This window comes from Polaromonas sp. P1_F4 (genome assembly GCF_056405675.1).
In genome coordinates, this window is the sequence record NZ_JBFUBP010000002.1 from 378,752 (window position 1) to 404,993 (window position 26,242).

26 protein-coding genes are annotated in these 26,242 nt (G+C 63.3%); 21 read left to right on the forward strand and 5 right to left on the reverse strand.

The window, feature by feature from the left end; translation table 11 throughout:
* The first annotated feature begins 432 nt into the window (after window positions 1-432).
* Both AC1DYQ_RS06790 and coq7 read left to right on the forward strand, forming a co-directional pair.
* Window positions 433-1,731: a porin gene (locus AC1DYQ_RS06790; RefSeq protein WP_477686129.1), complete on the forward strand. Its 1,299-nt coding sequence runs from the start codon at window positions 433-435 to the stop codon at window positions 1,729-1,731.
* Window positions 1,732-1,879: 148 nt separating this feature from the next.
* Window positions 1,880-2,509 (forward strand): 2-polyprenyl-3-methyl-6-methoxy-1,4-benzoquinone monooxygenase, encoded by a 630-nt coding sequence (coq7, locus tag AC1DYQ_RS06795; protein ID WP_477669922.1) that lies wholly within the window; start codon window positions 1,880-1,882, stop codon window positions 2,507-2,509.
* Between the two features lie 96 nt (window positions 2,510-2,605).
* Here the strand turns inward: coq7 and AC1DYQ_RS06800 are convergent, their stop codons facing one another.
* Entirely contained in the window at window positions 2,606-3,064 is a 459-nt protein-coding gene (locus AC1DYQ_RS06800; protein WP_477686130.1) for an OsmC family protein, read from the reverse strand.
* A 252-nt stretch (window positions 3,065-3,316) separates the two neighbouring features.
* Here AC1DYQ_RS06800 and ilvA point away from each other — a divergent pair, with 252 nt between their 5' ends.
* The 9 genes from ilvA (at window position 3,317) to AC1DYQ_RS06845 (ending at window position 12,753) form a co-directional block, all read left to right on the forward strand.
* Window positions 3,317-4,951, forward strand: a complete 1,635-nt coding sequence (gene ilvA / locus AC1DYQ_RS06805; RefSeq protein WP_477686131.1) for a threonine ammonia-lyase, biosynthetic — start codon at window positions 3,317-3,319, stop codon at window positions 4,949-4,951.
* 38 nt (window positions 4,952-4,989) lie between these two features.
* Complete coding sequence (locus tag AC1DYQ_RS06810) at window positions 4,990-5,253, forward strand: cysteine-rich CWC family protein (RefSeq protein WP_477686132.1); 264 nt, start codon at window positions 4,990-4,992, stop codon at window positions 5,251-5,253.
* On the forward strand, window positions 5,210-6,271 hold the full coding sequence (cobT, locus tag AC1DYQ_RS06815) for a nicotinate-nucleotide--dimethylbenzimidazole phosphoribosyltransferase (RefSeq protein WP_477686133.1): 1,062 nt from the start codon (window positions 5,210-5,212) through the stop codon (window positions 6,269-6,271). Before AC1DYQ_RS06810 ends, cobT begins: the two co-directional genes overlap by 44 nt.
* A gap of 16 nt (window positions 6,272-6,287) precedes the next feature.
* On the forward strand, window positions 6,288-7,142 hold the full coding sequence (locus AC1DYQ_RS06820) for an adenosylcobinamide-GDP ribazoletransferase (protein ID WP_477686134.1): 855 nt from the start codon (window positions 6,288-6,290) through the stop codon (window positions 7,140-7,142).
* A gap of 130 nt (window positions 7,143-7,272) precedes the next feature.
* A complete protein-coding gene (locus AC1DYQ_RS06825; protein ID WP_477686135.1) occupies window positions 7,273-7,821 on the forward strand; it encodes a histidine phosphatase family protein in 549 nt (182 codons plus the stop codon).
* Window positions 7,822-7,993: 172 nt separating this feature from the next.
* Window positions 7,994-8,962, forward strand: a complete 969-nt coding sequence (locus AC1DYQ_RS06830) for a 5'-nucleotidase (RefSeq protein ID WP_477686136.1) — start codon at window positions 7,994-7,996, stop codon at window positions 8,960-8,962.
* A gap of 17 nt (window positions 8,963-8,979) precedes the next feature.
* Window positions 8,980-10,770 (forward strand): ABC transporter ATP-binding protein/permease, encoded by a 1,791-nt coding sequence (locus AC1DYQ_RS06835; protein WP_477686137.1) that lies wholly within the window; start codon window positions 8,980-8,982, stop codon window positions 10,768-10,770.
* Window positions 10,771-12,390, forward strand: coding sequence for an MFS transporter (locus AC1DYQ_RS06840; protein ID WP_477686138.1), 1,620 nt, complete (start codon window positions 10,771-10,773; stop codon window positions 12,388-12,390).
* A gap of 36 nt (window positions 12,391-12,426) precedes the next feature.
* Window positions 12,427-12,753 carry an antibiotic biosynthesis monooxygenase family protein gene (locus AC1DYQ_RS06845; RefSeq protein WP_477686139.1) on the forward strand — a complete coding sequence of 109 codons (327 nt, stop codon included), beginning with the start codon at window positions 12,427-12,429 and terminating at the stop codon, window positions 12,751-12,753.
* Here AC1DYQ_RS06845 and queC read toward each other — a convergent pair.
* Window positions 12,726-13,457, reverse strand: a complete 732-nt coding sequence (gene queC, locus AC1DYQ_RS06850) for a 7-cyano-7-deazaguanine synthase QueC (RefSeq protein ID WP_477686140.1) — start codon at window positions 13,455-13,457, stop codon at window positions 12,726-12,728. The genes AC1DYQ_RS06845 and queC overlap by 28 nt on opposite strands.
* 15 nt (window positions 13,458-13,472) lie before the next feature.
* Entirely contained in the window at window positions 13,473-14,651 is a 1,179-nt protein-coding gene (locus AC1DYQ_RS06855) for a fumarylacetoacetate hydrolase family protein (RefSeq protein WP_477686141.1), read from the reverse strand.
* A 314-nt stretch (window positions 14,652-14,965) separates the two neighbouring features.
* Here AC1DYQ_RS06855 and AC1DYQ_RS06860 point away from each other — a divergent pair, with 314 nt between their 5' ends.
* The 5 genes from AC1DYQ_RS06860 (at window position 14,966) to AC1DYQ_RS06880 (ending at window position 19,578) form a co-directional block, all read left to right on the forward strand.
* The gene (locus AC1DYQ_RS06860; RefSeq protein ID WP_477686142.1) at window positions 14,966-15,652 is read left to right on the forward strand and encodes a fumarylacetoacetate hydrolase family protein; all 687 of its coding nucleotides are present in this window, start codon (window positions 14,966-14,968) and stop codon (window positions 15,650-15,652) included.
* A 109-nt stretch (window positions 15,653-15,761) separates the two neighbouring features.
* Window positions 15,762-16,568, forward strand: coding sequence for an isocitrate lyase/PEP mutase family protein (locus AC1DYQ_RS06865; protein ID WP_477686143.1), 807 nt, complete (start codon window positions 15,762-15,764; stop codon window positions 16,566-16,568).
* A gap of 179 nt (window positions 16,569-16,747) precedes the next feature.
* Window positions 16,748-17,203, forward strand: a complete 456-nt coding sequence (locus AC1DYQ_RS06870; RefSeq protein WP_477686144.1) for a carboxymuconolactone decarboxylase family protein — start codon at window positions 16,748-16,750, stop codon at window positions 17,201-17,203.
* A gap of 21 nt (window positions 17,204-17,224) precedes the next feature.
* Window positions 17,225-18,121: a sigma-70 family RNA polymerase sigma factor gene (locus AC1DYQ_RS06875; RefSeq protein WP_477686145.1), complete on the forward strand. Its 897-nt coding sequence runs from the start codon at window positions 17,225-17,227 to the stop codon at window positions 18,119-18,121.
* Window positions 18,118-19,578, forward strand: a complete 1,461-nt coding sequence (locus AC1DYQ_RS06880) for an MFS transporter (protein ID WP_477686146.1) — start codon at window positions 18,118-18,120, stop codon at window positions 19,576-19,578. The genes AC1DYQ_RS06875 and AC1DYQ_RS06880 overlap by 4 nt, the downstream gene beginning before the upstream one ends.
* 71 nt (window positions 19,579-19,649) lie before the next feature.
* Here the strand turns inward: AC1DYQ_RS06880 and AC1DYQ_RS06885 are convergent, their stop codons facing one another.
* Window positions 19,650-20,054 (reverse strand): DoxX family protein, encoded by a 405-nt coding sequence (locus AC1DYQ_RS06885; protein WP_457282574.1) that lies wholly within the window; start codon window positions 20,052-20,054, stop codon window positions 19,650-19,652.
* Between the two features lie 285 nt (window positions 20,055-20,339).
* Here AC1DYQ_RS06885 and paoA point away from each other — a divergent pair, with 285 nt between their 5' ends.
* The 5 genes from paoA (at window position 20,340) to AC1DYQ_RS06910 (ending at window position 25,647) form a co-directional block, all read left to right on the forward strand.
* On the forward strand, window positions 20,340-20,990 hold the full coding sequence (gene paoA / locus AC1DYQ_RS06890; RefSeq protein ID WP_477686147.1) for an aldehyde dehydrogenase iron-sulfur subunit PaoA: 651 nt from the start codon (window positions 20,340-20,342) through the stop codon (window positions 20,988-20,990).
* A complete protein-coding gene (locus tag AC1DYQ_RS06895; RefSeq protein ID WP_477686148.1) occupies window positions 20,987-21,943 on the forward strand; it encodes an FAD binding domain-containing protein in 957 nt (318 codons plus the stop codon). Before paoA ends, AC1DYQ_RS06895 begins: the two co-directional genes overlap by 4 nt.
* Window positions 21,940-24,150 (forward strand): aldehyde oxidoreductase molybdenum-binding subunit PaoC, encoded by a 2,211-nt coding sequence (gene paoC, locus AC1DYQ_RS06900; protein ID WP_477686149.1) that lies wholly within the window; start codon window positions 21,940-21,942, stop codon window positions 24,148-24,150. The genes AC1DYQ_RS06895 and paoC overlap by 4 nt, the downstream gene beginning before the upstream one ends.
* 271 nt (window positions 24,151-24,421) lie before the next feature.
* Window positions 24,422-25,252: a hypothetical protein gene (locus tag AC1DYQ_RS06905; RefSeq protein WP_477686150.1), complete on the forward strand. Its 831-nt coding sequence runs from the start codon at window positions 24,422-24,424 to the stop codon at window positions 25,250-25,252.
* On the forward strand, window positions 25,252-25,647 hold the full coding sequence (locus AC1DYQ_RS06910) for a hypothetical protein (RefSeq protein WP_477686151.1): 396 nt from the start codon (window positions 25,252-25,254) through the stop codon (window positions 25,645-25,647). Before AC1DYQ_RS06905 ends, AC1DYQ_RS06910 begins: the two co-directional genes overlap by 1 nt.
* A 33-nt stretch (window positions 25,648-25,680) precedes the next feature.
* Here AC1DYQ_RS06910 and AC1DYQ_RS06915 read toward each other — a convergent pair whose 3' ends face one another.
* On the reverse strand, window positions 25,681-26,145 hold the full coding sequence (locus tag AC1DYQ_RS06915) for an Lrp/AsnC family transcriptional regulator (RefSeq protein WP_477686152.1): 465 nt from the start codon (window positions 26,143-26,145) through the stop codon (window positions 25,681-25,683).
* Window positions 26,146-26,242: the final 97 nt, after the last annotated feature.

A 26,242-nucleotide genomic window follows, 5' to 3' on the forward strand; every position in this document is an offset into this window, starting at 1 on the left:
CGGGAAGCGTTATGGCTCAAAAAGTCGAGCAAGAAGGGCGGCAAATTGGTGTAGCTCGACATGAACCGTTGTAGCCGCGAGTCATTCTCCTGTTGCCAACCCGCTATACGCCCCGGATTAGACGTCAAACCCTAGTCACCGATTGCCCATGACTGCGTCGTTCTCCAGCCTCACTTAAAACGATCTCCAGCATCGGAATTTGAGAGGGAAAACACAATTATTTGACAAACTCCCAAGGTTTACCGTCGGCATCAACCAGCGCAGAAAAACTTCGGGTTTTCCCCTGTCGCAAAAGTGATACCCCCCGTATTGCCTCTCTTTACGTGCCGCGGCATCCCCACTAATCTTTGCTCCATCGAGTCAAGCCGGTATGCGTGTATTTACGGCAATGACTGCGAAGGTTTTCCCTCAATTACAACTCTTGGAGACTCCATGAAAAAACTGACCCTCGTTGCAACTGCGATCATGGGACTGCTGTCCACTTCCGCTGCCATGGCACAAAGCACTGTGACCGTCTACGGCATTGTTGACGCTGGCTACAACCGTGTAAGCGGTCTGCGTCAAGGCACCGTGAACACCATCGCCAGCGGCATCATGGAAGGCTCGCGTTTCGGCCTGCGTGGCACCGAAGACATCGGCGGTGGTTACAAAGCCATCTTCACGCTGGAAAACCGCTTTGAAGCAGATACCGGTGCACTGGGCAACCGGACGAATTCGGGCACACAGTTGCCCGATCGCATGGTCAACGCCAATTTGCTGGTACCCACCTTTTCCGCCGCACAGCAAGCTGGCTTACAGACAAACTTTTTCACACCCATTGCCGCCAGTATCGGCGGCACCCTCGGCGTCAACACGACCAATAACCTGTTTGACCGCCAGGCTTTTGTCGGCCTGATCACTCCGGTTGGCGCTATTACGCTGGGCCGTCAGTACACCCCAGGCTATCTGGTTGGCGCCACCTTCGACGCCTCGCAAACCCAGTCCAGTCTGGCTGCGGGTCAGGTTGCGAGCTTCCCACCTGCCTTTGATATTCGCCTGAGCAACACCGTTCAGTACGCCATCCAGACCAGTGGTGTGACCGCCTCGCTGATGTATGGCGCCGGTGAGGCATCCACTGCCACGGTCGGTAATTCAGCCAGTCGTTTCCTGGGCGGAATGGTGATGTACAAGGCTACCGGCTGGTCTGTCGGCTTCGGTCACAACACGAAGAACAATAGCAGTGGACAGAAATCTCTGACCAACAATGTTTTGGGCGCGACTGTTGACGTCGGCCCAGGCACCATTTATGGTCAGTACGCCACGATCAAGGATGAAAACCCCGACGCTTTGGCGCTGATCGCCCCGAACTTGACCACCCCAGCAGCGACCGCCGGTCTGACGGCTTTGGGCACCAATGCAGCGACGATTCTTGCAGCTTACTCCAACGCGCTGCGCCAGGACGCCAACCTCATGCACATCGGCTACCGCATGACCACCGGCCCGCACACCATCGTGGTTGCCTACAACCGCCTGGATGACAAGCGTCCCAACAATGCTGACACCTCATCGTATGGTGCAACCTATACCTACGCGCTGTCCAAACGCACCAACCTGAACGCCGTGCTGACACGCTTCAGCAACAAGGGTTTAGGCCAGGCGGCCCCTGGTGGCAATGGCTTCCTCGGCGGCGTGACGTCTACAGCGGGCACCAACTCCACCAACCTCGCCCTGGGCATCCGCCACACGTTCTAAAGATCAAGGTTGCGTCCGGATCCCGATCCGGCCTCCTTTTAAAAAGCCCCCGCATGGGGGCTTTTTTGTGGCCGTTTCCATTCCACCGGACGAGGGATAACATGGAACTATCCCGCCTCAAGAAATCGTCCCAAAGAACCGAAGCACCATGACCACCGCACTCGATACCGCGCTCAATGCCGCCGACGGCGCCCTGCGTACGCTTTTTGCCGCCCCGCGCGCCAGCCGTACCTGTCCCACCGTACCCGGTGAGAAAACCGAACTTGCCGCGCAGGACAAGGTGCGTTCAGGCGCGCTGATGCGCGTCAACCATGTGGGTGAGGTCTGTGCGCAGGCCCTGTACGCCGCACAGGCCCTGGGTACCCGCGACCCGGCCCTGCGAGAGCACTTCCTGCAGGCCAGCCGTGAAGAGGGTGACCATCTCGCCTGGACAAAAACCCGGCTCGACGAACTCGGCGCCCGGCCTTCCCTGCTCAATCCGCTCTGGTACGCCGGCGCCTTCGGCCTGGGCCTGGTCGCGAGCCGGCTCGGTGATCGCCTGAGCCTGGGTTTTGTCGTGGAGACGGAGCGCCAGGTTGAAGCGCACCTGGCAAGCCACCTGGAGCGCCTGCCGGCAGGCGACCACGAGTCGCGCGCCATCGTGGCCCAAATGAAAGACGACGAAGCGCTGCATGCACGCGATGCCGAACAGGCCGGCGCCCTGCAGTTACCCGAGCCCGTCAAGGCCCTGATGCGATCTGCAGCACGCGTCATGACGACAACGGCGCACTACATCTGAAAGATTCCGCTGAAGCGCAAGCCGATGCAAATCCATTCGCTATATATTTGATAGCTGCTTGCGCCCGGCCATAAAGGGCTGGAAGCCAAAATCATCTCAAATTTCGATGACCTCAAAGCTGGTCGTGATCTCTGCCGTTTTCGCCAGCATGATGGTGGCCGAGCAATATTTGTCGTGGCTCATGGCGACCGCGCGTTCCACTGCGCTGGTGGCCAGGCCACGGCCTGTCACGACAAAATGCATGTGGATTTTGGTGAACACCTTGGGGTCGACAGGCGCTCTTTCAGCACTCAATTTGACCGAGCAGCCGCGAACATCCTGGCGGCCACGCTTGAGGATCAGCACCACGTCATAGGCCGTGCAGCCACCGGTGCCGGCCAGCAAGGTTTCCATGGGCCGGGGGGCCAGGTTGGCGCCGCCGTTTTCCGGTTTGTCGGCATCGGGCGCGCCGTCCATCACCAGGGTGTGGCCGCTACCGGTCTCAGCCAGAAAGCTCATTCCGGAGCGCGATCCTGTGACCGCCGTCGGGCCCGTCCAACTCACCGTGCATTCCATGAATCTCTCTCCTCATGCATAAAATTTATGATTAAACCGTGAAAAATGTCGAATTTACACCACAAGATATTGTGCAGCGCAACATCGGCCCGCTATACTGAAATCATCGCATCAAGATCAGTTGTCCGGCAACTCAAGGTCTTTTTGCACCGGTTGTCTCCTCCACCTCCTCTAAGGGTGGATTTACAGGCCCAGACTGCAAAGTCTGGGCCTTTTTTCTTGCCCACTATGATGTCAGGCTGCGAGAAAAACATGCCAACCCACACCAAACAAGCCACCCGCTCCACTCCCAAAGCCGCCAAAACCCGGGGGAAACCTTCCGGCAAAACGTTGAAGCTGGCACTGAAACCGGCCGACTACCTGAAAAAGATCCTGACAGCCCGGGTTTATGACGTGGCAGTGGAGTCCGCTCTGGAGCCCGCCAAAAACCTGAGCCTGCGCCTGAAAAACACCGTGCTGCTCAAACGCGAAGACCAGCAGGCGGTGTTCAGCTTCAAGCTGCGGGGCGCCTACAACAAGATGGCTCACCTGAGCTCCGAACAGCTCAAAAAAGGCGTGATTTGCGCCTCGGCCGGCAACCATGCTCAAGGCGTCGCACTCAGCGCACAAAAGCTTGGCACACGCGCCGTGATTGTGATGCCCACCACCACACCGCAACTCAAAGTGGACGCCGTCAGGGCTTGGGGCGGCACTGTCGTGCTGCACGGAGAAAGCTACTCCGACGCCTACGCCCACGCCGTGGTGCTCGAGAAAAAGCAGGGCCTGACTTTCGTGCATCCGTTTGACGACCCGGACGTCATCGCCGGTCAGGGCACGATCGCCATGGAAATCCTCATGCAGCTACAAAGCCTCGGCTCCAGCCGGCTCGACGCCGTGTTTGTTGCTATCGGCGGCGGCGGGCTTATTTCCGGCGTAGCCAACTACATCAAGGCGGTGCGGCCCGAGATCAAGGTCATCGGCGTACAAATGAACGACTCCGACGCGATGCTGCAGTCAGTCAACGCCAGAAAGCGCGTGACCTTGAGCGACGTCGGCCTCTTCGCTGACGGCACGGCCGTCAAGCTCGTGGGTGAAGAAACCTTCCGTATCAGCCGCGAACTGGTCGATGAATTCATCACCGTCGACACCGACGCCGTCTGCGCCGCCATCAAGGATGTGTTCGTCGACACCCGCAGCATCGTCGAACCATCCGGCGCGATGGCCGTGGCCGCCATCAAGCAGTACGCGGCCACCCACAAGACCAAGGGTGAAACCTACGCCGCGATTTTGTGCGGTGCCAACATGAATTTCGACCGCCTGCGTTTCGTCGCCGAGCGCGCCGAAGTCGGCGAGGAGCGCGAAGCGCTGTTCGCCGTGACGATTCCCGAAGAGCGCGGCAGCTTCCGGCGCTTTTGCGAAGTGATTGGCGAGCTGCCCGGCGGGCCGCGCAGCGTAACGGAATTCAACTACCGCATCAACGACGACGCCAAAGCCCATGTCTTCGTGGGCCTGACCACCTCGGCCAAGGGGGAAAGCAGCAAGATCGCCGCGAATTTCTCGCGCCACGGCTTCAAGACACTGGACCTCACGCACGACGAGCTCGCCAAGGAACACATCCGCCACATGGTGGGCGGTCACAGTGCGCTGTCCAAAGACGAGCGCCTGCTGCGCTTCATCTTCCCCGAGCGGCCGGGCGCGCTGATGAAGTTCCTCTCCAGCATGCGGCCGGGCTGGAACATCAGCCTCTTCCACTACCGCAACCAGGGTGCCGACTATGGCCGCATCCTGGTCGGCCTGCAGGTCCCCAAGGCCGACAACAAGGCTTTTAAGGATTTTCTGGACACGCTGGGCTACCCTCACGTCGAGGAAACCGCCAACCCTGTTTACCGGCTGTTCTTGCAGAGCTGACCGCAAAACTGACCGCAGAGCCGACAAGCCCATCCGCCATGAGCCCACAGGCCGCACCCCCGCCAACACCCGCCCAGGCCGACACCTCAGTGTGCCCCCGCTGCGGCGCCGGCCTGCGCTGCGGCATGGCGACAGGAGACGCTGAATGCTGGTGCGTGCAACTGCCGCACATCATGCCCGTGCCCTCTGAACGAACTCCCCAACCGGAAGGCAGTGCGCTGTCTTGCTTCTGCCCCACCTGCCTCAAACAAATCACCGATGAACGCACCCGACTTGCCGCCTCTTCTCCTGCCCGCGATTGAGCCGACTGCCGACCTCCCGCTGGAGGCCAGGCTGCGGCACAAGATCGACCACAAAACCAAGCCGCTGGGGGCGCTCGGCCTGCTCGAAGGCGTGGCGCTGCAATTGGGCCTGATCCAGCAGAGTGAGAACGTCACGCTCCAAGCTCCCCAAATGGTGGTCTTCGCGGCCGACCATGGCATCGCCGCCGAAGGCGTTTCGGCTTTTCCACAAGCGGTTACGGTGCAGATGGTCGGCAACATGCTGGCCGGCGGCGCCGCCATCAACGTCTTCGCACGCCAGCACGGCTTTGCCTTGCAAGTGGTGGATGCCGGCGTGGCGGCAGACCTGCCCGCGCACCCGCAGCTGCTGCAGCGCAAGATCGCCCACGGCACCCAAAACATCTGCAGCGGGCCAGCGATGTCGCACCCGCAAACCCGCGCCGCGCTCACGGCGGGCATGGACATCCTGCAAGCGCTGCCCGGCAATGTGGTGGCGTTTGGCGAAATGGGCATTGCCAACACCTCGCCTGCCGCCCTGCTGCTGGCGCGGCTCGCCGGCATCAGCATCGACGAAGCCACCGGTCGCGGCACCGGCCTGGACGACCAGCAGCTGCAGCGCAAACGCGCCGTGCTGTCGCGCGCGCTGGCACACCACGCCGACGCAACACAAGCTCTGGATGCACTGGCCGCCCTGGGCGGCTTTGAAATCGCCATGATGGCCGGCGCCATGCTGCAGGCCGCGAGCGAGCGCCGCGTGGTGCTGGTCGACGGCTTCATTGCGGGCGCCGCCGCGCTGGTAGCCCACGCGCTGGCGCCTGCGGTACAGGACTACATGGTGTTTTGCCACCGCTCCGATGAACACGGCCATCGCCTGTTATTGGCGCACCTGAAAGCCCAACCGCTACTGGAGCTGGGTCTTCGCCTCGGCGAAGGCACGGGCGCGCTGCTGGCCTGGCCGCTGGTGCAGTCGGCAGCGGGCTTTCTCAACGAAATGGCGAGCTTCGATTCCGCCGGCGTCAGCGGGCGGGAAGGCGCCTGATCTCCTGGGACCTCGCATGACATCCATCACCCTGTTTGTCCGCGAGTTCCTGCTCGCCGTCCAGTTCTTCACGCGCATCCCCATCACGGGCCGGCTCGCTGCCTGGGTGGGTTACAGCCCCGAGTTGCTGCGCGCCAGTGCCGGCCACTTCCCCGGCGTCGGCATTCTGGTGGGCCTGTTTGCCGCTGCCGTGTACGCGCTGTTTCAGGCGGTGCTGCCCGATACCACGTTCTCGCCGCTGGTGGCCGCGGCGTTTTCCACCGCCGCCACCGTGCTGCTGACGGGCGGCTTCCACGAAGACGGCCTGGCCGATGTGGCCGACGGCCTGGGCGGCAGCCACGACAAGGGCCGGGCACTCGACATCATGAAGGATTCGCGCGTGGGTGCCTTTGGCGCCATGGCGCTGGTGCTGGCCATCTTGTGCAAGGTCGCGCTGCTGACTATCCTCGGCTCGGTCGAAGGCGCACCCGCCGGCTGGGGTGGCTGGGAAGAAGCGCCCTTTGGCAGCTGGTATGCCTGTGCCGCGCTGTGCACAGGCCACATCATGTCGCGCGGCCTGCCGCTGCTGCTGATCTACCTGTTGCCGCACGTGGGCGACACCGCCCTGTCCAAATCCAAGCCGCTGGCGGACCAGATCTCCCCCGGCAGCCTGCTGGTGGGGTTTTCCTGGTGCCTCGCCGCGCTGGCCCTGGCCACCTTCGTGCTCGACGTCATGAACCTCATCGTGGCCTGCAGCTTCGCTGTACTGGCGTTGCTGTGGATGGGGCGCCTCTTCAAACGCAGGCTGCAAGGATTCACCGGCGATTGCCTGGGCGCCACCCAGCAGGTTTGCGAAATCGCTTTTTACCTGGGCCTGGCCCTGAGCTTATGAAACGAGCCCCCACGCTTGTCACTTCGTGTACTGCACTGCCCCCCGAGGGGGCCGCTGCGCCTGCGGCCCGGCAAAGCCGGTTCCGCGGCCCTGGCTGGTATTTGCAGCGCAGCCCCAGGCCGGTCTTTGAATGAAACTTTGGCTGGTCCGCCACGCAAAGCCCCTGATTGACGCTGGCGTTTGCTACGGCCGGCAGGATGTGGCGGCCGACGCCGACGCAACCGCCGAATGCGCCCGAATGCTGGCAGAGATGCTCCCTCTTGCGACCAGGGTCATCAGCTCCCCGCTACAAAGATGTGAGCACCTTGCGCGCGCCCTGAACGGCTTGCGGGCCGATTTGACCTATAAAACCGACCCGCGATTGCAGGAGATGGACTTCGGCAGCTGGGAAGGCCGCAGCTGGCAGGACGTTGGACCGGCCGAGCTGCAGGCCTGGACTGACGGCTTTGCGCACCACTGCGTAGGCGGAAACGGGGAAAGCACCCTGCAAGTCATGGCGCGTGTGGCCTCGGCCTTTGACAAGTTGCAGGGCGAGGCTGATACCTTGTGGATCACCCATGCCGGCGTGATCCGCGCTGCGAAACTGATTGCACGTGGCCAGCGTCAGATCACAAGGGCAGACGAGTGGCCGATCAACGCACCCAGCTATGGACAATGGTGCAAACTGGAGCTTGTATGAACACCCCCGTCGGATGCTCGCTGCGCGTAGCACCTTCCCCCCTTGCAGGGGGCGATGCCTGTGGCCTGGCAAAGCCAGTTCCACGGCATCTGCTTGCATCGCGCCGTAGCTCGGCGATCAACGCCGGGAAGCCATCCCGAAAAACACACTGACAACAACAAGGCATCAAACAATGGCAGCAACTCTGGATGGTCAGCTCGTGGTGGCAATCTCGTCACGCGCGCTGTTTGACTTTGAAGAAGAAAACCAGGTCTTTGAAACCGGCATGACGGCCGAGCCCTTGCCCGGCGCCAAAAAAGACGCGGCCTACATGAAGCTGCAGCTCGAGCGGCTGGACGTGCCGGCCAAGCCCGGCGTAGCATTTTCGCTGGTCAAAAAACTTCTGGCCTTCAACGAGGTACCCGAAAGCGCCGGGGAAGCGGCCAGCCCGACAGCACCCACCCAGCGCGTTGAAGTCGTGATCCTCTCGCGCAATGACCCCGTCTCCGGCATGCGGGTCTTCCGTTCGGCCCAGCACTACGGCCTCAAGATAGAACGCGGCACCTTCAACCGCGGTGAGGCGCCCTGGCGCTACCTCAAGCCCCTGCACGCCAATCTTTTCCTGTCCGCCCACCTGAGCGATGTACGCGACGCCTTGCTGGCAGGCGTGCCGGCCGCGCAGGTGTATCCGCATTCGGTGCGCGCCAGCGATGCACACCCCAACGAAGTGCGCATCGCCTTCGACGGTGACGCGGTGCTGTTTTCGGACGAGGCCGAACGCGTCTTCCAGGCACAGGGCCTGTCAGCCTTCCAGCAACATGAGCGCGACAAGGCCACACAGCCGCTGCTGGCCGGTCCGTTCAAGCCCCTGCTCGAGGCACTGCACCGCCTGCAGCAGGTCGGCACCTCGCATATGCGCATACGCACCGCCCTGGTCACCGCCCGCAGCGCGCCCGCGCATGAACGCGCCATCCGCACGCTGATGGACTGGAACATCGAGGTCGATGAAGCCATGTTCCTGGGGGGTCTCGCCAAGGGCGAATTCCTGCGCGAATTCGAGCCCGACTTTTTCTTCGATGACCAGACCGGTCATGTGCACTCCGCCTCGCAACATGTGCCCTCGGGCCACGTGGCCAGCGGTGTTTCCAACCAGCTTTCCTGAGCCGCGAAAGGGCTTTCATGAATCCATCCGGCCTTTCCGCCAAATTCAGCGCTTTCAAAACCTTCGTCCGGCGCGTAGGAGCACTGGCCGCCCCCTACTTCAGGTCTGAGGACAAATGGAAGGCGCGCGGCCTTTTTCTGGCTATCGTGCTGCTCAACCTGGGCACTGTTTACATGGCAGTGCAGTTCAACGACTGGTACCGGGTCTTCTACGACGCACTGGAAAAAAAGGACCAGGTCGTCTTCTGGCAGCAGATGGGCCGATTCAGCTATCTGGCCTTTGGCGCGATCATCATCGCCGTCTACAAGTTCTACCTGACCCAGCTCCTGCAAATGCGCTGGCGCTCCTGGATGACACGCGACTACCTGCGCCGCTGGCTGTCGCATCGTGCCTTCTACAAAATGGAACTGGCCCGCTATTCGGCCACGGCCAACATCCACGAAAGCCCGGACAACCCCGACCAACGGATCCAGGAAGACGTGCAATCGTTCACCACAGCCACGATTTCACTGAGCATGGGCTTGCTGAACGCAACGGTGACGTTGATCAGTTTTATCGGCATTCTCTGGGCACTTTCGGGCCCGTTTGGTTTCACCCTGGGCGGCAACAGCTACACGATCCCGGGTTTTATGGTCTGGGCTGCGGTGGCCTACTGCGTGGTCGGCAGCGTGTTGACGCACTACATCGGCCGCCCGCTGATCAAACTCAACTTCATGCAGCAGCGCTATGAAGCCAATTTTCGCCATCACATGGTGCGTGTGCGCGAATACAGCGAATCCATTGCACTGGACAACGGCGAGACCGTTGAACGCAGCCAGCTCGACGGGCGTTTCAGCACGGTGCTTGCCAACTATCTGAACCTGATACGCGCCAACAAAAAACTCATCTGGTTCCAGAGCTTCTTCGGCCAGGCCGCCGTGATCTTTCCTTTCATCGTCGCGGCGCCGCGTTTTTTCAGCGGAGCCATCCAGCTCGGTCAATTAATTCAGATATCGCAAGCATTCGGCAAGGTCCAGGATTCGCTCAGCTGGTTTGTGGACAACTACGACAGCCTCGCCAGCTGGCGCGCGACAACAGATCGCCTGACAAGCTTCGAAGACAGCATGATTGCGCAGGCAAAAGACAACGCCGGCCTGGCCACGAGCATGTCCACATCGCTCACATCGGGCGACCTCAATCTGGCCCTGCCGACCGGAACTGTCCTCCTGTCTGGCGTCGAGCTGCATGCCAACGCTGGCGACCACATTCTGCTCAAGGGCCCTTCCGGCAGCGGAAAGTCCACCCTTTTTCGCGCTTTGGCAGGCATTTGGCCCTTTGCCACTGGCCGTATCGCCCGACCTGAAAACGCCATGTTCATCCCGCAGCGCCCGTATTTCCCGAACGGCTCCCTGCGCGATGCCCTGGCCTACCCAGAGCCCGCGGCGAATTACAGCGACGACACACTGAAGCAAGCCCTCAATGAAGCCCTGCTGCCCGACCTGGCCGCTCGACTGGACGAAGAAGACGCCTGGAGCCAGAAGCTTTCTGGCGGTGAGCAACAGCGGCTCTCCATTGCCCGGGTATTACTGAAGAAACCCAAATGGATTTTTGCGGACGAAGCCACCAGCGCACTCGATGAGGCGGCTGAAAAAACGCTGTATGAACGTTTGCTGGCGCTCGTCAAAGCGTCGGGCGGTGCAATCGTCTCGATCGCCCACCGCCCCAACGTGGCGGCCTTTCACAACAAGACCTGGGCTTTCGAAAAGCTGCCCGAAGGCTCACCCGCGCTGTTCACGCTGAACCAGCGTGCCGCACAGGAAGCGCCCTGAATGCCCGAGGAAGCTGCAAGAACCCCCGAGCCGGTAACGGCTGAATCCCTCTCCGCCTGGGCGCCCATCAAGCGCCCCGTGTTCCGCATGCTGTGGAGCACCTGGCTGGTCGCCAACATCTGCATGTGGATGAACGATGTGGCGGCCGCCTGGATGATGACCTCCATGACCACCTCGCCCCTCTGGGTGGCACTGGTGCAATCGGCCTCGACGCTGCCGGTGTTTTTGCTGGGCCTGCCCAGCGGCGCGCTGGCCGACATCCTGGACAGGCGCCGCTACTTCATCATGACGCAGTTCTGGGTAGCGGTGGTGGCCACGCTGCTGTGCATCGCCGTGATTTCCGATGTCATGACGCCGCCCCTGCTGCTGGCGCTGACCTTTGCCAACGGCGTGGGCCTGGCCATGCGCTGGCCGGTTTTCGCCGCCATCGTGCCGGAGCTGGTGCCGCGCGTGCAGTTGCCCGCCGCGCTGGCGCTCAACGGTGTTTCGATGAACGCATCGCGCATCGTCGGCCCACTCGTTGCCGGCGCTTTGATTGCCGGCGCCGGCACCGAATACGTGTTCGTGCTCAACGCCGTGCTGTCGGTCATTTCAGGCTTTGTCATCATGCGCTGGCGGCGCGACCACGCGCCCAGCCCGCTGGGGCGCGAGCGCCTGGTCAGCGCCATGCGCGTCGGCCTGCAGTTTGTGAGCCAGTCGGCGCGCCTGCGCGCGGTGCTGCTGCGCGTGGCGATTTTCTTTTTTCACTCCACCGCCCTGCTGGCTTTGCTGCCGCTGGTGGCGCGCGGCCTGCACGGCGGTGACGCCGGCGCCTTCACGCTGCTGCTGGCCTCCATGGGCACAGGCGCCATCGTTGCGGCGCTGAACCTGGCGCGGCTGCGCCAGATGATGCCGCGCGACGTGCTCGTGATGCGCTCCACGCTGCTGCAGACGGCATCCACCGCCGCCATGGCTTTCGCGCCCAATGTGTATGTGGCCGTGCCGGCCATGCTGCTCAACGGCATGGCCTGGATCACCTGCGCCAATTCGCTCAGCGTGTCGGCCCAGCTGTCATTGCCCGACTGGGTGCGTGCGCGCGGCATGTCGATGTACCAGATGGCCATCATGGGCGCCAGCGCAGCGGGAGCGGCGCTCTGGGGCCACGTGGCAGGCCTCACCAGCGTGTCCACCGGCCTGCTGATGGCTGCCGCCAGCGGCTCGATCGTGATGATGGTGGCGCAGTACCTGGTGTCCGACCTCAGCATTGAAGAAGACCTGACCCCGTCGCGCCAGTTCAAGGCGCCGGTGGCCGAAGAGCCGCCTGGTGCAGGCCGCGTGGTGGTGAGGATTCACTACCAGATAGACTTGGCGCGCGCCGACGATTTCCGTGCACTGATGCAGGAAAGCCGCCGCAGCCGCCTGCGCCAGGGCGCACTTGAATGGGAACTGCTGCGCGACGTCAACAAGCCCGGCCATTACATCGAGCAGATCATTGACGAGTCATGGACCGAGCACCTGCGCCGCTTTGACCGCGTGACGGCCAGCGACGTGGCGCTGCGCGAACGCAAACTCGGATTTCACCTGGGTGAAGAACCCCCGCTTGTCACCCGCAGCATCGTCGAGCCACCCGGCCGAGGCTAGCGACACTTTTTTAGCCCTCAACCACGGAGTATTTTTGTGATTGCAGCCACACCCCCAGCCCCTTATTACGCCGTGATCTTCACGTCATTACGAACCGAAGGCGACAAGGGCTACGGCGACATGGCCGACCGCATGGTGGCGCTGGCCGCGCAGCAACCGGGCTTTCTGGGCGTCGAATCAGCCCGCGAAGGCCTGGGCATCACGGTGAGCTATTGGCAGGACCTGGCGTCGATCAAGGCATGGAAGATGAACGCCGAGCACCTGGTGGCGCAACAAACGGGTCGCAGCGACTGGTACACGCATTACAAGACCCGAATTGCAAAGGTCGAGCGAGACTACGGATTCGACAACCCGCCTGCATAGCCCGCATAGCCCCGCGCCCGCAGCTCGCACGCCGGGCACGTCCCACAGCCATAACCCCACGCATGCCGGTGCACACGGTCACCCAGGTAGCAGGTATGCGTATGCTCCACGATCAGGTTCACCAGCGCTTCACCGCCGTTGGGCTCACCGGATTTTTCACCGATGTCATGCGCCAGCCGCCAGGTGTCGGCCTTGTCAATCCACATCAGCGGCGTCTCGATCAGGAAGCGTTTGTCCATGCCCAGCGACAACGCCAGCTGCATGGCCTTGATGGTGTCATCGCGGCAATCGGGGTAGCCTGAAAAATCGGTTTCGCAAACGCCGGTGACCAGCACCTGCAGATCTCGCCGGTAGGCGAGCGCGGCCGCCAGCGTGAGAAACAGCAGGTTGCGCCCCGGCACAAAGGTGTTGGGCAGGCCCGAGCTTTCCATCTTGAAGGCGACGTCGCGCGTCAAAGAGGTGTCGCTGACCTGCCCCAGCACCGCCAGGTCCAGCAGGTGGTCTTCACCGATCTTGTGGGCCCACTGTGGAAATTGCTGTTTGATTTCGCGCAGCACATTGAGCCGCGCCTCCAGCTCCACCTTGTGGCGCTGGCCGTAGTCAAACGCCACCGTCTCGACACGTTCGTATTTCGACAGCGCCTGCGCCAGGCAGGTGGTGGAATCCTGCCCGCCGGAAAACAGCACCAATGCAGAGGTATGCATCCGCCCTCTCCTTTTTTACAGCAGCTTGCGTTTGGCCAGGCTTTGCATCAGCGCCGAAATACCGAAAGTCCACGGCGCGGCCTTGTCGGAAGTCGTGACGCGGTTCACCAGGCTGCCCAGCTGCGGCGTGGCCACCGTCACCACATCACCCACCACATGGGTAAAGCCCTGGCCGGGGCCGTGGCGGTCTTGCGTGGGGGCAAACATGGTGCCCAGGAAGAGCATGAAACCGTCAGGGTACTGGTGGTTGGGGCCAATGGCCTGCGCCACCAGGTCCAGCGGGTCGCGGCTGATCTTTTTCAGCGAGCTGCCGCCCTTCATCACAAAGCCCTCAGGCCCCGTCACGGTGATGCTCAGGTCGCTGCTGCGCACATGGTCGATGGTGAAGCGTTCGTCGAGCAGGCGGATAAAGGGGCCGATCGCGCACGAGGCGTTGTTGTCTTTCGCCTTGCCCAGCAGCAGCGCGCTGCGGCCTTCAAAGTCGCGCAGGTTCACGTCGTTGCCCAACGCCGCGCCCACCGTCTCGCCGCGCGAGTTCACGGCCAGCACGACTTCAGGCTCGGGATTGTTCCAGTCGCTGCCTGGGTGTATGCCCACTTCGGCGCCCGTGCCGACCGCGCTCATCGGCTGACTCTTGGTAAAGATTTCCGCGTCGGGGCCAATGCCTACCTCCAGGTACTGCGACCACATGCCTTTTGCGATCAACACGTCTTTCAGTTGGGCCGCTTCGGGCGAGCCGGGCTTGATGCTGCCCAGGTTCTCGCCGATCACGGCGATCACCGCTTTGCGCGCTTCGTCGGCCTTGCTGGCGTCGCCGCCCGCCTGTTCTTCAATCACGCGCTCCAGCATCGATTCGACAAACGTCACGCCCGAGGCTTTCAGCGCCTGCAGGTCGCAAGGCGCCAGCAGCCAGGGCAGCCTGGTGTCATGTACATCCTCAGCGGAATTGGCCAGCACTTCGGCCGTGCCCGCCAGCCGCGGCAGCTTCGCCGCAGCGGCCCGCACAACCTTGGCGACACCCGGCAATTCCAGCAGCTGGCTGGCGGTCGGCGCAACGCTGGAAAGGTCGTACACGCCGTCGGGTGTGACCAAAGCCAGCACCGGGCCAGTGCCTTCTATCCAGACACGCCCCACCAGCAAGGCATCAGCGGCGTCAACAGGCAGGGTAGAAGCAGGGCTCAGGGAGTTTTTCATGATGTTGGAAGGGAAGAACAGGAAGGGCAGCACACAAAAGCGTATGAAGCTGTCAATAGTACAAGGAAGTACGAGGCGCCCAAGCACCCCGCTGAGGGTTGAGGAAAAGCGCACGCACACGTCTCGGCCCCAAGCGTGCGCCGCTACACTGAAACGCTCCCGCTTGCGGGACACTGCCTTCATGCCACCCGGGAGGCTGCCAAACCTTCACACCCCTGATTTTTAAGCGAAATATGCCTCTAACCTTTGACCAACGAGCGCAAGCAGCTATCGAATTAATAGCAAGGCGAACCACGGGAAAGGCGGGCCCACGCTTGCCCGACAGCTGCCGCCCTGTCGACCTGGAAGACGGCTGGCTGATACAGCAGGAAGTCACCCGCCGACTGGGCCAGCCCGTGGCGGGCTGGAAAGCCTCACCGCCCAGCCCCGGCAAGCTGGTGGCCGCACCCATCTACCAACCCGCCCTCAGCCGCGCAGCGACCTGCGCTGTCCCCTTTCCCTTGGGTGCCACCGCCGTGGTGGTTGAACCAGAGCTGGCTTTTATGATGGCCAAAGACCTGCCCCCGCGCGCGCAACCCTACACCGAGGCCGAGGTGGATGCGGCGATTGGCTCGGTACATGCCGCGCTGGAAATCTGCGCCAGCCGCTACGTCGACCACAGCAGCCTGCCTTTTCCCGAACTGCTGGCCGACAGCGTGGTCAACAACGGCCTGTGGCTGGGGCCAGAACTGGGCGGGCCTGATGTCTCGGCATTTGAATTGACCTGGCAAGTCGCCGGAGAAGCTGCGCAAACCGCCGAAGCCAGGCACCCGAACGGCGACCCGCGCACCCCGCTGTATTGGCTGGCCAATTTCCTGCGTGAGCGCGGCGTCGGCCTGCTGGCGGGCCAGGCGGTGATCACGGGCTCCTATGCCGGCGTGCTGACGCTGCCCGTTGGAAAACGCACACAGTTTGACTACGCAGGCCTGGCCCGGTTTGAGGTGGAATTTCGCAACCCGTAACCTGAAGTAAATAGGGCAGGAAAGGTCCGGAAACGGCCTGCCGCTTCAGCCCGGCTTGCTAAGCTGTGCGCCTCGATTCTCCAATCACGCCAACAACGACGGAGCCGCCATGCAAGTCCTTCACCACCAACAATTCGCCCAACTCCACCAGGCGCCCCACGGCGTTTTGCTGTTGCCCAATGCCTGGGATGCTGCCAGCGCCAAAATCTTTGAGGCTTCCGGTGCCAAAGCCGTCGCCACCAGCAGCGCGTCGCTCGCCTGGGCCTGCGGCTATGCCGACGGCGGCGCCTTGCCGCCCGACGAGTTGCTCGACGCCGTCGCCCGCATCACCCGTGTCTCGAGCCTGCCGCTGACCGTCGACATGGAAGACGGCTACAGCGAGAGCCCCGCCGAGGTGGGCCGCCTGGCCGCCGAGCTGGTCGCCGTGGGTGCGGCGGGCATCAACCTCGAAGACGGCGGTGGCGCCCCAGCCCTGCTGGCCGACAAGATCAAGGCCATACGCAGCACACTCAAAGGCGCACCGCTGTTTATCAATGCCCGTACCGATGTTTACCTGCGCAAGCTGAAAGTCGAAGGCACGCCAGCCCAGGCCAGCATCACCCGCCTGAAGCTGTACCAGGAGGCCGGGGCAAACGGCGCGTTTGTGCCCGGTCTCACGGCCTTGCCGGAGGTGAAGGAAATCTGCGCGGCCGTCACGATGCCGCTGAACCTGATGGCCATGCCCGGGTTGCCGGCCATTGCCGACCTGCAGGCCGCCGGCGTGCGGCGCCTCAGCGTAGGGCCGGCGCCTTTCCAGGTGGCTTACGAACACGCCCGGACCAGCGTCGAAGCCTTGCTGAAACAGGACCTGTCACAGCTGCTCGGCCCCAAGCTGGACTATTCGGCGATGAACGCCATGCTGAGCAGCAAACGCTGAAGCGCACAGGCTCTTGCCCTGCAATCGCCTGTATTCCTTTGGGAATCAGGCGATTTTTCATTTATTTCATCTTTTTTGTCTTTTTTGTCTTTTTTGGAAGAGGCGCGTCACAAACGGCAGAGCTCAATCGTCAATACGGTGTGACACCCAACTTTTGAACTCTTTTTAAAGGAAACACCATGACTGCCCCTACCGCTAACACCGCCGCCAACACTGCCCCCGTGCGTATCGACCTCGCGATTCCCGAAGTCTTCCCCGCCTTGCTCAAGGTCAGCCAAACCATAGGCGCCCAGGGTCTGGACAAAAAGCTGCACCACCTGATTCACCTGCGCGCCTCGCAAATCAACGGCTGCGCCTTCTGCGTCAAGATGCACCTGCGCGAAGCCCGTGAAGACGGCGAAACCCAGGACAGGCTGGATCGCCTCGTCGTCTGGGCGCACGTCAATGATTTCAGCGAAGCCGAGAAAGCCGCACTGGCCTGGACGGAAGCGCTGACCACGCTCGACCACAAGACGGACTACGCCAGCCTGCGCGGCCGCCTGCGCCAATCGTTCAGTGACAAAGAGATTGGCGCGCTGACCGCTACCATCGGCATGATCAACCTCTGGAACCGCATCCAGGTTTCGGCACACTGATCCAGACCGAGGCGCACGCACATGACAGGCATCGACCCCACCGCCGTGTTTGAAGAAAGGCGCAGGCATTTGTTTGGCCTCGCCTACCGCATCCTCGGTTCACGGGCCGATGCCGAAGACGCCGTGCAAGACGTCTTCATCAAATGGCTGGCGGCCGACCACGCGGGCATCGCGACACCCGCCGCATGGCTCACCGCCATCTGCACGCGCCACTGCATCGACATGCTGCGCGACGCCCAGCGCAGCCGGGTCGACTATGTCGGCACCTGGCTGCCCGAACCCATCCACACGCAAACCGAAGACACACCGGAAACACATGCCCTGCTGGCCTCGTCGCTGAGCATGGCCTTCCTGCTGCTGCTCGAACGCCTCACACCCAAAGAGCGCGCGGCCTACCTGCTGCACGAGATTTTTGAAACACCCTATGCCGAAGTGGCCGAGATGCTGGACATGGAAGAAGCTGCCTGCCGCAAGCTGGTCTCGCGCGCCAGCACCAGCATCACCCAGGGCAAGGTGCGGCACGTAACACCGCCCAAGGTGCAGGACGACCTGCTCACCGCTTTTCGCGAAGCCATCACCGCCGGCAGCACCGAATCACTCGCCAGCCTGCTTTCGGACGACATTGCCCTGAGCACCGACAGCGGCGGCAAGGTCAGCTCGGTTGAAGGCATCTTCCAGGGCAAGGGCAGCGTGCTCACCCTGCTGACGACGCAGCTGGCCCGCTACTGGGCCCACTACGAATGGGTGCCCTGCGAAATCAACGGTGGCCGTGCCATCCAGCTGCGGACGAGCACCGGCGAAATCGCCGCCGCCATCACCTTTGCCTACAACGACGAAGGCAAGGCCAACAACATCTTCATCATGCGCAACCCGGACAAGCTTGACGGACTGGCCTTCGGACCCGAGGCGCTGGAATGAACAACACCTCAAGCAACACATCAGGCACCGCTCCCACAGGCTGGATGGCCCTGCTGACCGGCGTCAACGCCATCCGCACGCTGGCGCTGGTCGGCGGCGTCGCGCTGCATGCCATCAACCTCTACATCGGCACCACCATCCTGCCGTCCGTCGTGCGCGACATTGGCGGGCTGGAGTTCTACGCCTGGAACACCGCCCTCTTTGTGGTGGCCTCCATCATCAGCGCCGCCATGGCGACGCAGGTGCTGGGCAAGCTCGGGCCGCGCTTTGCGTATGTGCTCGGCGCCGCGATCTTTGCCGTGGGCTCGCTCGCCTGCGCGCTGGCGCCTTCGATGCCCGTCATGCTGGCCGGGCGCGTGGTGCAGGGCTTTGGCGGCGGGCTGTTGCTGGCCCTGCCCTACGCGATGATCCGCCTGCTGTATGACGAGGCCTTGTGGTCCCGTGCCATCGGCCTGCTGTCGGGTATGTGGGGCGTGGCCACGCTGGTCGGGCCCGCCATAGGGGGCGTGTTTGCGCGGATGGATGCCTGGCGCTGGGCCTTTGGCGCGCTTATTCCCGCAGCGGCACTGTTCACTGTGCTCGCCGTCTGCGTGATTCCCCGGCACAACACGGCTAGCAGCCCCGCCACCTCAGTGCCGTGGGCGCAGCTGTTCCTGCTGGCCGGTGCGGTGTTTGCCGTTTCTGCCGGCAGCGTCAGCACCCGGGTGGCGTGGAATGCGGCCGGCGTCGGCACGTCCATTGCGCTCAGCGCGTTGCTGGTCATCGTCGACAAGCGCGCCGCCAACCGCCTGTTGCCGCAGGATGCGTTTCGCCCGGGGGCGCTGGGCGCCCTTTACCTCGCGATGGGGCTGCTGGGCATGACGGTCACCAGCACGGAGATTTTTTCGCCGCTTTTCTTCCAGGTCCTGCATGCCCAGACACCGCTGGTCTCAGGCTACCTCGCCGCCATCATGTCGGCAGGCTGGACGCTGGGCTCACTCATCAGCTCCAGCGCGACCGGCACCCGGGCAAGTCTGGCCATCCGCGTTGCACCAGTGCTGGCACTGGCTGGCCTGGTTGGCATGGCAGTGCTGATGCCCGCACCCAGCAACGGCGGCTGGCAAGTGCTGGCACCCATCTGCGCCGCCATGGTGGCCGTGGGCTTTGCCGTCGGCATCGCCTGGCCGCACCTGAGCACGCGTGTGCTGCAGATTGCGCCGCCCGGCGAAGAAGACCTGGCAGCCTCTTCCATCATGACGGTGGAGCTGTTTGCCACCGCCATGGGCGCGGCCCTGGCCGGCATGGTCGCCAACCTCGGGGGCCTGGCCAACCCCGGTGGTGTACCCGGAACGGCGGGCGCAGCGCAATGGCTCTTCGCCATGTTCGCCCTGGCACCCGCGCTGTGCCTGCTGACTTCACGGCAAACGGCGAAGTCAGACCCACCCGCCCTCAGACAGACAGCCGACAGCGCCGCATAAGGTGTGAGGCGTGAAAAAGCCGGCGCACCCGCAAAGGATGCACCGGCTTTACACCGAGGTTGGCGTCTTGCTTACTTCCGCGAACGCAGCGCGTCAACGCTCCATGCACCACCGCCGGCAGCAGCAAAGAACAAAAACACAAAGCAGAACAACACGGCCGACTCGCCACCATTCAGCATGGGCGACAACACAAAGCCCTTGGTCGCATGGCCCATGAAATAGGCAAATGCCAGCAGGCCCGACAGCACAAACGCCACAGGGCGCGTGAACAAGCCCACAAGCAGCAGCGCACCACCAAAGAGCTCAAGAATGCCGGCAAAGCCGATCAGCGACAACACCTGCAGCCCGTCGAAATAAGCCACGTGGGGAAAGCCCAGCAGCTTGGCCGTGCCGTGCTGAATAAGCAAATAAGCAGAAACAATGCGAAGCACCGACAAGGCGCGTGAAGTCAGCTGGTCGTTTTGGGCAAAAGCCATGAGGTTCCCTCCGTTAAAAAGGTGTCTGACAGGCCCGTAGCGAAAAAGTTCAGCGCGGCGGCGCAAGTTTCTGCCGGGACTTGGGCCCACTCGATGCGAGGCTAGCGACGCTCGCCGAACTCTTCTCGGCCAGCAGTTGAACCCTCGACGCGGCCACGGTAGTGATGGCAGCGGTGTGGTGGCGGCCACCGACTCCCCGCCAAGCCTGTCTCCTACAGTGCAATCGGCCCTGCTCCGGGATGCTGGCGGTTTACCTCGCCACTCCCCCACACAAAGGCAGAAGCCATGGAAAGCCCCACCGATGCACTCACCATCTCGCGGCGAGGTATCCTGATCGCTAGCGCCGCCTCAGCGGCTGTGACCACTATGCCATCAGACGCCACCGCAGCCCCCTCTTCACCGCTCGCCGCACCCGGCTCCGTCCCTCAGGGGCGCGTAACCATCGAGGTCAACGGCACGGCACACACCCTGAACCTGGACACGCGCACCACGCTGCTTGATGCCTTGCGCGAGCATCTGCACCTCACCGGCACCAAAAAGGGCTGCGACCACGGCCAATGCGGCGCCTGCACCGTGCTGCTCGACGGGCAGCGCATCAATTCCTGCCTGACGCTGGCCGTGATGCATGAGGGCAGCAAGGTGACCACCATCGAAGGGCTGGGAACCTTGCAACGCATGCATCCGCTGCAGACAGCCTTCGTCAAGCATGACGGCTACCAGTGCGGTTACTGCACACCGGGCCAGATCTGCTCTGCCGTCGGCGCACTCGACGAGCTCCGCCGGGGCGTCCCCAGCCACGTCAGCGCGGACATCACGGCGCGGCCGCTGCTCTCGCCTGACGAGCTTCGGGAGCGCATGAGCGGCAACATCTGCCGCTGCGGCGCCTACTCCAACATCGTTGAAGCCATCACTGAAGTGGCGGGGGTGCAGGCATGAAACCCTTCACTTACGAACGCGCCAGCTCGCCGGCACAAGCCGCCGCGGCGGTGGCCCGCAACCCGGCGGCAAAATTCATCGCAGGCGGCACCAACCTGCTGGATTTGATGAAGCTGCAGATCGAAGCGCCTGCGCATCTTGTCGACGTGAACGGGCTGGCGCTGGACAAGATTGAAGCGACGCCCGAGGGCGGCCTGCGTGTAGGCGCGATGGTTCGCAACACCGCGCTCGCCTCAGACGAGCGCGTGCGGCGCGACTACGGCGTGCTGTCGCGGGCCCTGCTTGCGGGCGCATCCGGACAGTTGCGCAACAAGGCGACCACCGCCGGCAACCTGCTGCAGCGCACGCGCTGCCCCTACTTTTATGACACCGACCAGCCCTGCAACAAGCGCCAGCCGGGCAGCGGCTGCAGCGCCATCGGGGGCGTGAACCGCCAGCACGGCATCATCGGCACCAGCCAGGCCTGCATCGCCACCCACCCGAGTGATATGGCTGTTGCCATGCGGGTGCTCGACGCATCGGTAGAAACCGTGCGGGCCGACGGGCGTGCACGCGTCATTCCGATTGCCGACTTTCACCGGCTGCCAGGCGAAACGCCGCACATCGAAACCACACTGGAGCCCGGTGAGCTGATCACCGCTGTGACGCTGCCGCGCCCGGCCGGCGGCGTGCACATCTACCGCAAGGTGCGTGACCGTGCCTCCTACGCCTTCGCGCTCGTTTCCGTGGCTGCCATCGTGCAGCGTGATGGCTCCGGCAAGGTGGCCCTGGGCGGCGTGGCGCACAAGCCCTGGCGCGTTGAAGCCGCAGAGGCCGCCATGCCGCAAGGTGCGCGGGCTCTTGCGGCCGGCGTGCTGGCCGGCGCAACGCCGACACATGACAACGCCTTCAAATTGCCACTGGCAGAGCGAACCATCGCCGCCGTGCTGGCCCAGGCGAGGAGCGCATCGTGAAATTCGACACCCCCGCCACCACCAACCCCATTGACCAGCTCAAGGTCATCGGCAAGCCCACCGACCGCATAGACGGCCCGCTCAAAACCACCGGCACCGCGCCCTACGCCTACGAGCGCCACGACGCCGCACCGGACGCGGCTTACGGCTACGTCGTAGGCGCCGGCATCGCCAAGGGCCGCATCGCGTCGATGGATTTGCGCGCGGCCCGCACCGCGCCGGGTGTGCTGGCCATCGTCACGGCAGAGAATGCCGGCAAGCTCATCAAGGGCAGCTTCAACACGGCCAAACTGCTGGGCGGGCCGGAGATTGAGCACTACCACCAGGCCGTGGCGCTGGTGGTGGCCAACACGTTTGAGCAGGCACGCGCCGCCGCGCAACTCGTGCGCATCGTCTATGAGAGCACGCCGGGCAAGTTCAACCTGGCGTCTGAAAAAGACGGCGCGCCGCTGGCCAAGGCGTCTGATTTTTCGGGAGAGCCTGAAACGAAGATGGGCGATTTCGCGGGCGCCTTTGCCGCGGCGCCTGTGCAGCTGGACGCCACCTACACCACACCCGACCAGTCCCACGCGATGATGGAGCCGCACGCCACCATCGCAGCGTGGACGGGCGACAAGCTCACAGTATGGACAGCCAACCAGATGATCGACTGGGGCGTGGGCGATCTGGCCAAGACGCTGGGTATCCCCAAAGCCAACGTCAGGCTGGTGTCGCCCTTTATCGGCGGGGGCTTCGGCGGCAAGCTTTTCCTGCGTGCCGATGTGTTGCTGGCCGCGCTGGGCGCGCGCGCGGCGGGGCGGCCGGTCAAGGTCGCGCTGCAGCGGCCACTGATGATGAACAACACCACCCACCGGCCGGCCACCATCCAGCGCATACGCCTGGGCGCGGGGCGCGACGGCAAGCTCACTTCCATCGGCCATGAGGGCTGGTCAGGCGACCTGCCCGGCGGCGGGCCCGAGACCGCGGTGAACCAGACGCGCCTGCTCTACGCCGGCGCCAACCGCATGACCGCCACACGGCTGGCCGTGCTGGACCTGCCCGAGGGCAATGCGATGCGCGCACCGGGCGAGGCGCCCGGCCTGATGGCGCTCGAGATCGCGATGGATGAAATGGCCGAAAAGCTGGGCATCGACCCGGTGGAGTTCCGCGTCCTCAACGACACGCAGGTAGACCCTGAAAAACCCGACCGTGCTTACTCCCAGCGCCAGTTGATTCAATGCCTGAAAACCGGCGCGCAAACCTTCGGCTGGAGCCGGCGCGTAGCCAAACCGGGCCAGCTGCGTGAAGGGCGCTGGCTGGTGGGCCTGGGTGTCGCCTCGGCTTTTCGCAACAACCTGACGATGACGTCTGGTGCGCGCGTGCGGCTGGACAACACCGGCCTCGTCACGGTGGAAACCGACATGACCGATATCGGCACCGGCACCTACACCGTCATTGCGCAGACCGCCGCTGAAGTCATGGGCGTGCCGCTGCAAAAGGTGTTTGTGCGGCTGGGTGACTCCGCCTTTCCCGTGTCGGCCGGCTCCGGCGGGCAGTGGGGCGCGAACAGCTCCACGTCGGGCGTGTACGCCGCCTGCATGAAGCTGCGCGAAGCCGTTGCCCAAAAACTGGGAATGTCCCAGGGCGACATCACGTTTGCCGACGGCATGGTCAGCGCGGGTGGCCGCTCTGTGCCGCTGGCTGAAGCTGCCAGCGCCCAGGGCCTCGTCGCTGAAGACACCATCGAGTTCGGCGACCTGGGCAAGAAAGTCCAGCAGTCGACCTTCGGCGCGCACTTTGTGGAAGTGGCCGTTGACATCTACACCGGCGAGATTCGCGTGCGGCGCATGCTGGCCGTCTGCGCCGCGGGCCGCATCCTCAACCCCAAGAGCGCGCGCAGCCAGGTGATAGGCGCGATGACCATGGGCGTGGGCGCGGCGCTGATGGAAGAACTCGCCGTCGACAAGCGTCACGGCTTTTTCGTGAACCACGACCTGGCGGGCTACGAGGTGCCGGTGCACGCCGACATTCCGCACCAGGACGTGATCTTCCTGGAAGAGACCGACCCGACCTCATCGCCGATGAAGGCCAAGGGCGTGGGTGAACTCGGTATCTGCGGCGTGGGCGCGGCAGTGGCCAATGCGGTCTACAACGCCACCGGCGCGCGGGTGCGCCACTACCCAATCACACTGGACAAAGTGCTGGACAGCCTGCCGGCGCTGGTGTGAGCGCTGGCGCTTCATTACGCCGCCGGTGGGTGTGGAAAACACCTTAAAAACGCCTGTTTCAAGCATAAAAAGTGCCTGAAATCCAATCAGGACGGGCGCAAGCTGCTCCTGATTTGATAGCACCTCTGTTCAACCCTGAACCCCCTTGCGCAGGCCCACCGGCGAGCGGAACGGCGGCCCGCCGCACCGGTGGAACAAGTCCTACACAGCTGCGTGTTCGCGCGCACTAGGATCGGTTTTACCTGTGAATCCGTTCCGTACCGACGGTGCCATGTCAACCCGCTCTTTTCGCCTCGCCACACGGCTGATCCTGGCATCAGCCCTGGCCGCTGCGTGCCTGGGCACCGCTGCGCAGGACAAGGCCGCAGGCACGCTGCCGCAGGTCACGATCGCGGCGAAGGCGAACCGGGACCCCGTCGAAAAGTCCTACCGCAAGATGGTCCGCGGCATGGACCTTTTCGAGAAGCAGCGCGCCGCCATGGCGCCCAATGCGTCGCTTCGCTTCAAACTCTTGCCGCGCAAGCGCGAGACGGAGATGGACCGCATCGAGATGGAGGTCATCGGGACGACGGTGGCATTTGGCGTGGCGGTGGCGCCGGACCATACCTTTACGCTGGAGCGCAACCCCAAGGCGTTTGACGAAAACGCGCAGGTGATCCCGAACCGGAAGGCGCAGACCATGACGTGGCGCACGGAGATACGCACGCCGGGCCTGCCGCCCAACACGCGGCGGCTGGGGGACTTGCGGCTGGAGTGCCAGGTGGGCATGGAGGCGGGGCTGGTGTCGAACACCACCAACGTGATCGGCCGGCTGGCGCGGGTGATTCTGGATACGCCGGCTTATTGCGACAGGAAGGCGCCGCTTTATCTTTTCTTTGCCGACCGACCTTTGTTCAGCGTGGCCATGGTCGATGGCCCGCGGCGGGAGATTCTTTCCATCGACAAGCTGTACGCCGCCGCCAGCGACGACCCGAACCTGAACAGCGACCTGCCGTATTGCGATTGCGAGGTGCTGGTGGACCGCACTTACGTGCTGCCGCTGGGTGACCGGAGCTGGCCGGACGACACGCTGGTGGAGTTTGAGTACATGGACGGGCCGTGATGAAAACCTTGCCCCGTCAAACGTTGCGGCATGCCGGTGCGATGCTGCTTGCCTGCCTGTGGCTTGCCGGCTGCGCGGGCCCGGGGGGATTGTTCGGCTCGCAAGAGGCGCCCCCGCCTTTTCGCGACCCGGCCATGACGATGGAAAGCGCGCAGGGCGCCATCGTGGCCGGCCAGTCCACCAAAGCCGAGGTGGCGGCCGCGCTGGGTGACGCCGCCACGTCGGTGAAGTTCGACAGCGGATTCGAGGTGTGGGTCTACCGGAAAAAGACATCGCAAGCCACGGTGACCAACCCGGAGCTGGTGATTCTGTTCACGCCTGCCGGCATTGTTAAAAAGACGCGGATTCGCCCGGCGTATTCAGCTGACTCGGCTTATGAAGAGCGCAAGGACTGACGGCGTCACTTATCCCCGAACCAGTCCGCCACTTCAGACCGGAATGACGGTCGTCTCAAACACCTCCTTGAGGCACACAAAGGTGCGCACCTGCCGCACGCCGGGCAGGGCCACGAGCTGGGCGGTGTGCATCTCGTTGAACGAGTCGATGCTTTTGATGCGCAGCTTCACAAAATAATCAAACTCACCGGTCACCAATTGCACCTCAAGGCACCCCGTCAAACCGGCGGCGGCTTTTTCAAACGCGGCGAATGAGTCGGTGGTGGAGCGGTCGAGCACGACACCGATGATGACCAGGCCGTTGTAGCCCAGCGCACGCGGGTTGACCAGCGCCACGGTCTTGCGAATCAGCCCCAGTTCCTTGAGCCTGGCCACCCGCCTGGAGCAGGCTGGTGCGCTGAGGTTGGTTTTTTCGGCCAGCTGCATGTTGGGCAATGAGGCGTCCTGCTGCAGCAGCTTCAGGAGCTTGCGGTCTACCCGGTCGAGTTCTTTTTCCATTGGAGGATTGTACAAATCTTGCACAAAATGGCAATTCAACAAAATAAATTGTGCATTTATCCAGTTCAAAGATTTCTGGGTCGCTTTATTCGCTGAA